The sequence below is a fragment of the Algoriphagus aquimarinus genome (genome assembly GCF_900112005.1).
GTDB classification, from domain to species: Bacteria; Bacteroidota; Bacteroidia; order Cytophagales; family Cyclobacteriaceae; genus Algoriphagus; species Algoriphagus aquimarinus.
This window is the reverse complement of sequence record NZ_FOKK01000024.1, coordinates 51211-59711: the sequence shown is the minus strand read 5'-3', so window position 1 is coordinate 59711 and position 8501 is coordinate 51211. Positions and strand designations below refer to the sequence as shown.

Genomic DNA, 8501 nt, shown 5'->3' with positions numbered 1-8501 from the left:
GGTTTGTATATGACAAGCTGTACTGCAACCTCAGGTTCCCCTGGATTAGTTGCCAACAACCATATCCATTCGAAGGCAGGGAGTTATTCGGTATACTTTGCATCCAACCAGTATCAGGGTTTTTATCATAACAATGTCAATACGACTGGTGGGGCAAGTGCTTTTTACTACAGTGGTTCGGGTACTGCGGGAAACAAAGTCCAGAACAATATCTTCAAGTCGAATACTTCCTATGCGATAAATGTAGCCAATTCAACAGGTCTTGATCAGTTAGACTACAATGACTATTCCACCTCCGGGATTAATTTGGGTAGATGGATCAACACAAATGCTACAGATTTAAATTCTTGGAAATCGCTTTCTGGGAAAGATGCCAACTCACTAAATGTAGATCCACAATATGTTTCTAATACAAATTTGTTAGCCCAGAGCCCTAGCTTAACTGTGGCAGGGGTGGATTTGACACAGCTTGTTTCCATTGATATTGATGGTAAGCCGAGAACTGCTCCCGTCAGTATTGGAGCAAATGAATTTGCGATAGTCGGTTCACCTTTGATTGGAGACTATACCATAAATCCAAGTGGTAGTGGAGTTCGAAATTTTACCTCATTTGCATCCGCTTCGGAAGCTTTAACGCTTAATGGGATTTCAGGATTAGTTCGATTCTTAGTAGCAGATGGAACCTACAATGGACAGGTTAATTTGGGATCGGTTTCAGGAGCCTCCGATACTTTTACCATCACTTTTGAATCAGCCAATGGAAATCCTGATTTAGTCATCATTCAGCATACCACAGATTATACTCTTAAGCTGACTAATGCCGAACACTACATCTTCAAAAATCTGACTTTCAAAACTTCCGGGGATGCCCAAGTAATTCAAGTCAGAAATCGGGCTACAGATTTACTTTTCGAAGGATTGAAAATAGAAAGTCCAATTGCGACTGGAAGTAGCGCAACCAGAAAGGCACTAGATATTTCGCCTACTTTTGGTCAAAATATTCGAGTGCTCAATAACACCATTACGGGTGGAGTTTATGGGATATTCTTCAGCGTAAATGGTAGTAATAACAGAGCTAGTGGTACTATTGTAAATGGGAATACCCTAACTGGTGTAGGCTTTAGAGGAATATACCTCAACAATCAGTTGAATCCTCTAATAGTCGGAAACACACTAACTACAAGTTCAACTGAAGATCAGATTTCGATTTATGCTGAAAATGTTTCGGAGGGATTATTAATAAAAAATAACCGGGTAGTCAGTGTAAAGGGAAATGCACTTAGACTGGTGAATATTGCCAGTTCACCTCCAATGCCTAATTTGGTTTACAATAATTTCTTCTATTCTGAAGGCCCAAATAGGGCAGTTTACTTATCGAGTACCTTCTATCTCCAATTCTATCACAATGCCGTTTGGAATCAATCATCAGGAGCTGCATTGGAATATGTTTCAGGTGGTGGGAATAATAAATTCATCAACAATATTTTTCAATCCGGAACTGGTTACGCATTGAAGTTGTCGACGACCTCGGCTATTGAGCTAAGTAACTACAACAATCTCTTCACGGCTGGAAGTAACTTGGGAGTATGGGGAAGTACGACGCTTTCTGATATTTCTTCCTGGAGAAGCACTTCTTCCAAAGATTTGAATTCAGTAACTGTTAATTCAAACTTCTTCTCACAGTCCAATTTAACTCCACAAAACGAAGCCTTGGCTACGAATGGTTTTGATCTGACTTCTATTGTATCTACCGATTTAGATGGTAATCAGAGAACTATCCCGGTAAGTTTGGGCGCAGTGGAATTTACTGCTGTCAATGGATTGGACATTGCAGTCATTGCGATTCCTCTACCTGAGTCGGATTGTTCTTTGACGGCGGATGAGTCAATTTCTGTGCGAATAGAAAACCTCGGGACTACTTTTGCTGAGAACTTATCTTTGGCTTATGCAATCAATGGAACGGAGATAGCAGTAGAGGCATTGCCTGTGGGATTGGTACTTTCCCCAGGAGAGATTTACACTTATACTTTTAGCCAAAAAGCTGATCTGAGTACCAAAGGGGACTTTCTTATTGAAGGTTATTTGGTGGGGACAGATGAAAATTCAATTAACGATAGGACTGAGAAAAGCGTAACTCATTTCCCTGATATAATAGCTACTATAACTCCAGATCAAACGATCTGTAAAAACACAAGTGTGAGTATCTCTGCTACCGGAGGAATGTCATATTCGTGGAATACTGGCGCTAATTCCCAATCCATCACCGTTAGCCCAAGTGTATCAACAACCTATTCAGTGATTATCACGAATGCAAATGGCTGTACTGAAGAATTGACAACAACAGTGGAAGTAGCGGATATTCCAAACCTTACTTACGTAGGAGATGAGGGCTTTGAAAGCGCTATCGTTTCACCAATTGTTGGGACAACTGAAACGGAATTTACTTTCCGCGTGAAGTATTCTGAGGTAAATGGTTCTCTTCCTGGAGCCGGATATCCTAAGGTAGTCATGACTTCAGTTTTCGAAACTATGGAGTATGTCATGATAGAAGAGGAGCCGACTGACGTAGATGTGACTGATGGGAAAATATATTCAGTGTCAGTATCTGGCTTGACCAACGATGCAAATTGGAGTACACAAATTCTCGCTTCGAATTCAGGAGGATGTTTTGCATCTCCAATTTTCAGCAGTCGACCATTAGTGACTACTGATTTCTTAGATATTTCGATTTTTGCAAATAATATTTTGTTTAGCAATGATGAACCTGCAAATGGTGAAAGCTTTACGATAACAGCTAAAATCACCAACACCTCTGATTACCTAGCAGAGAATTTTGATATCTATATTTTCGATGATCAGACTTTAATCAAAACCGATCAGATTAGTTCTGTTGCACCTCAGTCTTTTACAAACTATTCTTTTGATTACGCCTTTACAAACTCGGGATTCCATGAAATCAAAGTGGTGCTGGACTCTGCACAGGTCTTACTGGAAAAAAATGAGCTGAATAATTTTGCTATTCGCTTTTATGCGCTCCCAGAGGGGATTTCTGTTACTGCAGCTACCAACAAATCCACTTATTATGTGAATGAAAATGTAACAATTACCGGCTTAGCCTCTTTTACAGGTTTGGATCCGGCGGTTACACCAAAAGTTAAGAATGCAGTGGTTAGATGGGTTGTGAGCGACGGAAGAGTCCGAACTACTTATACTTCCTCCCAGGGAACTTTTAATACTACTTTTTCAGGTTTCCCGGTTACCGGAAATTATACCGTGAGCGGTGAAGTGGATGATGGACGCTTTGTAAAGCCATTTGGGCCTTTGTCTATATCCGTAGTCGAGGATCCTAATATTGTGCTCAAGCCTGACCTCGTCAGTGATATTACCGTGAATTTTGGGGCAAGAAATTATTTCCTAGCTGGAGAAACGGTCACTGGTACGGCTAAAGTAACGAATACAGGAGATGCCGTAGCGGAGAATTTTGTGGTAAGGTATAGTTCCTGTGATGGGGTTCTTGGGGAATTTGTGGTGACATCCTTGAATCCTGGTGAATTCATAGAATATCCGTTTACCACGATTCTGACCACCATCGATGCCTGCTCAGACGCTCCTTGTTTTGTACAAATGACAGTGGATCCTTTCAATCAAGTCTCAGAAAAAATTGAATACAATAATACAACTACCCAAAGTTTCAGGAACTATAGCTCGACTCCAGAATTAAGTCCTATCATTTATGGAAATACAACTTTCAACTTGGAGGACTCCTATGCATTCAGCATTAGGGTTAATAATAATGGGGGAATTGCTACACCAAGTACGGTTAATGTGAACGTGTATTTAGATGGGGTTTTATTTGACTCTAGAGCGGTTCCGGTTATCAATCGTTGTGGAGCTGCAAGTTTCTCATTATCAAACCTTTTCACCACCACGGAAGACCATGTCATTGTAGTCAAGGTTGACGAACCTATTGGATCTGGTGAAATTGCTGAAGGGAACGAGACTGATAATGTTTACACAAAAACCATCACCTACCTCCCTAAAAAACCAGATTTGAGGACAAATAATTATTTGATTTCTGCTAGCCCAAAACTCCCACTACCGGGACAAAATTTTACGATTCAAGCGAAATTCTCGAACAATGGATATACTGATGTGGTAGATTCATTTGAAAATAAGTTTACAATTCTTGAAAACGGAATTGAGCGATCAGAAACTTCAATCTATTCTGGAGGAATGGCAAAAGGTAAAATTGATTCGACTCAGGTAGTCACTCAAATAGCTGCCTATGGAAATCATAGTGTGAGTTTTAAGACTGATAATTTGGATGAAATAACAGAGGTGTCAGAATCTAATAACTTAACCACAATACCACTCTGTGTGGACTTAAATCCTTCGACAGCAAATGGAAACGGCGTTTGGAGAGGTAATTTCCAGGTTTATACTGTTCAAAACCTATATGCTTATATTCAAAATACGGGCTTGTTTATTCCTACGAATGTAAGTGTTCGTTTCTACTTAGATGATGAATTAATAGGAGAAACTTTTATTGAGGAAGTTACTTCTAGCTATTCGGGATATGGAAAATATGTCTCCATCCCATATATATTCACTGAAGCAGGAAATTTCACTTTAAAAGTAGTGGTTGATGAAGCAGATGAGTTTAGCGAATGTAATGAGGCAGATAATTCTTACTCGAAACAAATCACGATCAACACTCCTGGTCCGGATTTAAGAGTACTAGTTCCTTATATATCTCCTACCAAAATTAATCCTGATTTAGGTGAGCCAATCAACGTGTTCGTGTCTTTTGATAATATTGGGATTGTTCCTGCAGGGCCATTCAAAGTTCGATTGAATGTGGATGGAGTACAATTGGGGGATGACGTTCTAGTTTCTGGAGTGGCAGCAGGAGAGGATGGAACAGTTGCCATTACTCAGCCTTATAGTAGCGCTATAGGAGGTTTGAAGAACCTGCAGGCTATCATCGATGTAGAAGAAGTTTTGGATGATGCCAACAGGTTAAACAATACAGCTATTCGTTCAATTTTTGTCGGAGATGCTCCAAACTTGTACTTCGAAGATATAGTGTTAAGCAGTGATTGTCCTGCAAATGGAGAGTCAATTACTGTGGACTTAACAGTAGGAAACGAGGGAGACATTGGTACAGAGGGCACACTTATTTTGTACCATAAAATTGGGGCTGAGCTTCAAGAAATAGGAAGACAACAAGTGAATGTTGGCCCTAAAAGCACTGAAATAGCCATATTTGAAGTCACAGTACTGAGTAACACATTTGAGCTATTTGCAGAAATATCTGATGCATATCCTTACGAATACAATCTAGATGATAACTCCATCACGAAAGGCTACTGTGAGAACCAGCAATTTGTTCTGACTTCCTCTGTCGTTGGATCTGGCTTGGTGAAAAGAAGCCCCAATGAAAATAATTTTGACGCTGATTCAGAGGTTGTATTGACAGCTATTCCTTCAGTGGGCTGGACCTTCAAACAATGGTTGGGAGATGCAAGTGGCACTAATGATGAGGTCACACTTACCATGGATTCTAATAAAAATGTGATCGCTGAATTCGAAGAGATCTTCAGAATTGATATCAACATCACAAATGAATCGTGTGTAGATGCGGCAAATGGAAAACTGGAGGTAATCTTATTTGCAGGTACTGGACCTTATACATTGGAATTATACAAAGAAGCGGTCTTGATCAGGACTTCAAGTTCTACTTTATTTGAAAATTTAACTGATGGTAATTATGAGATAAAAGTTACCGATTCCAATTCTACTACAGTTTCGGGATTTGCTGAAATTGTTGTGGGTGATTTGCAAGCTCCAACAATCAATGTAAAACAGAATATAACGGTCTATCTCAGTGATTTAAGTCTAGGTGCTTTAACGATAGCTATGGTTGAAAACGGGTCTGTTGACAACTGCGGGATTGCTGAATATTACTTTGAGGATGGAGTTAGCACTATTGATTTCAACTGCTCAAATGTTGGGCAGGAGAATTTGGTGAATTACAAAGTAGTAGACACCAATGGAAATGTAGGGGTCAAAGTAGTGAATGTGGTTGTAGCAGAAGAAGTTAAGCCAATCATCACGAATGTCCCTACAGACATTATCGTAGATACTGACACTGGAACCTGTGAAGCGACAGTCACTTGGATAGCTCCGGACGCCACTGATAACTGTGGAATTGACACCTTCACCTCTGACTACCAATCTGGAGCAAGCTTCCCTGTTGGAGAGACTACGATTACATATACAGCCATAGATTCTCATGGAAATGTGGGAACTGCCAGCTTCACGATAACGGTGAACGACAATGAGCTTCCAGAAATCACAAATGTTCCTACAGATATTGTCGTAGATACCGACGCTGGAACCTGCGAAGCAACAGTTACTTGGATAGCTCCGGACGCCACTGATAACTGTGGAATTGACACCTTCACTTCTGACTACCAATCTGGCAACGCCTTCCCTGTTGGGGAGACTACGGTAACATATACTGCTATAGATTCTCATGGAAATGTGGGAACTGCCAGCTTCACGATAACGGTGAACGACAATGAGCTTCCAGAAATCACGAATGTCCCTACAGCCATTGTCGTAGATACCAACGCAGGAACCTGCGAAGCGACAGTTGCTTGGATAGCTCTGGACGCCTCTGACAACTGTGGAATTGACACCTTCACCTCTGACTACCAATCTGGAGCAAGCTTCCCTGTTGGAGAGACTACGATTACATATACAGCCATAGATTCTCATGGAAATGTGGGAACTGCCAGCTTCACGATAACGGTGAACGACAATGAGCTTCCAGAAATCACAAATGTCCCTACAGCCATTGTCGTAGATACCGACGCAGGAACCTGCGAAGCGACAGTTGCTTGGACAGCTCCAGAGGCAACTGATAACTGTGGCATTGACACCTTCACTTCTGACTACCTATCTGGAGCAAGCTTCCCTGTTGGGGAGACTACGGTGACTTATACAGCCATAGATTCTCATGGAAATGAAGAAACTGCCAGTTTCACGATAACGGTGAACGACAATGAGCTTCCAGAAATCACGAATGTCCCTACAGCCATTGTCGTAGATACCGACGCAGGAACCTGCGAAGCGACAGTTGCTTGGATAGCTCTGGAAGCCTCTGACAACTGTGGAATTGACACCTTCACCTCTGACTACCAATCTGGAACGACCTTCCCTGTTGGGGAGACCACGGTAACATATACTGCCATAGATTCTCATGGAAATGTGGGAACTGCCAGCTTCACGATAACGGTGAATGATGGGGAGAAACCGCAAATAACCTGTCCAGCAAATATCAGTGCAACGGTAGAATTTGGGCAAGTTGGTAAGATGATTAATTACAATTTACCTCAAGCGACAGATAATTGTGGGGTTCCTACCATTCAATTAATCAGTGGATTTGCCAGCGGAGAAATTTTTCCAGTAGGCCCTACTACTATAACCTACAGTGCTACCGACCTATCTGGAAATTCAACTGAATGCAGCTTTACTGTTACAGTAACTGAAAGTGATGATACTGAAGAACCTGTAATCAGTGATTGCTTGGCTGATATTATAGTATTTACAGATACTGATACTTGTGGAGCCATAGTTAGTTGGATAGAGCCTACAGCTACTGATAATAGTGGTTTTGTGACCATAACCAGCACTTTTAATCCCGGATCAAACTTCACATTAGGAACTACTCAAGTAGTCTATACAGCAATAGATGAGGCTGGAAATCAGTCTATTTGCACTTTCAATGTTACAGTTATCGATAAACAGTTACCATTAGTTATAACAAGGCCTAGATCTTTTACAATTGATCTTGAAGAAGAGCTTATTATAGGAGCATCTGATATAGATAATGGGTCTACAGACAATTGTTCCATTGGTGCCTATGAATTAAGCAAGACTCTATTTACGGCTGCTGATGAAGGTGAAAATCTTATTTTCCTTACTGTTACAGATATCAATGGCAACCAAAGTTCAGAACAAGCGACAGTTACTATAATTATCAATACTGTCGAGCCTGGAGATATTGATGGTGACGGTGATGGTTACACTCCAAATCAAGGTGATTGTGACGATTCTGATGATACGATCTATCTAGGAGCACCAGAGCTTTGCGATGGTAAGGATAATGATTGTGATGGCTTAATCGATGGGGAAGACCCGAATGCGATTGGCTTGACTACTTACTATAGAGATCAAGATGGTGATGGCTTTGGGAATGCTAGCGATACGATTCAATCCTGCAGTACCCCTGTTGGATATGTGACAAACGATCAAGATTGTGACGACTCTGATGATACGATCTTTCCCGGAGCATCAGAGCTTTGCGACGGTAAGGATAATAATTGTGATGGCTTGATTGATGGGGAAGACCCGAATGCGATTGGATTGACTACTTATTACCGAGATCAGGATGGTGATGGCTTTGGAAATGCAGCTGATGAGATTCAATCATG

At 41.1% G+C, this 8501-nt stretch carries 1 protein-coding gene; it reads left to right on the top strand.

Annotation, left to right across the window (positions count from 1 at the left end; translation table 11 throughout):
• Positions 1-8501: HYR domain-containing protein (locus tag BM291_RS20285; RefSeq protein WP_175499755.1), on the top strand; the 8501-nt coding region annotated here is incomplete at both ends.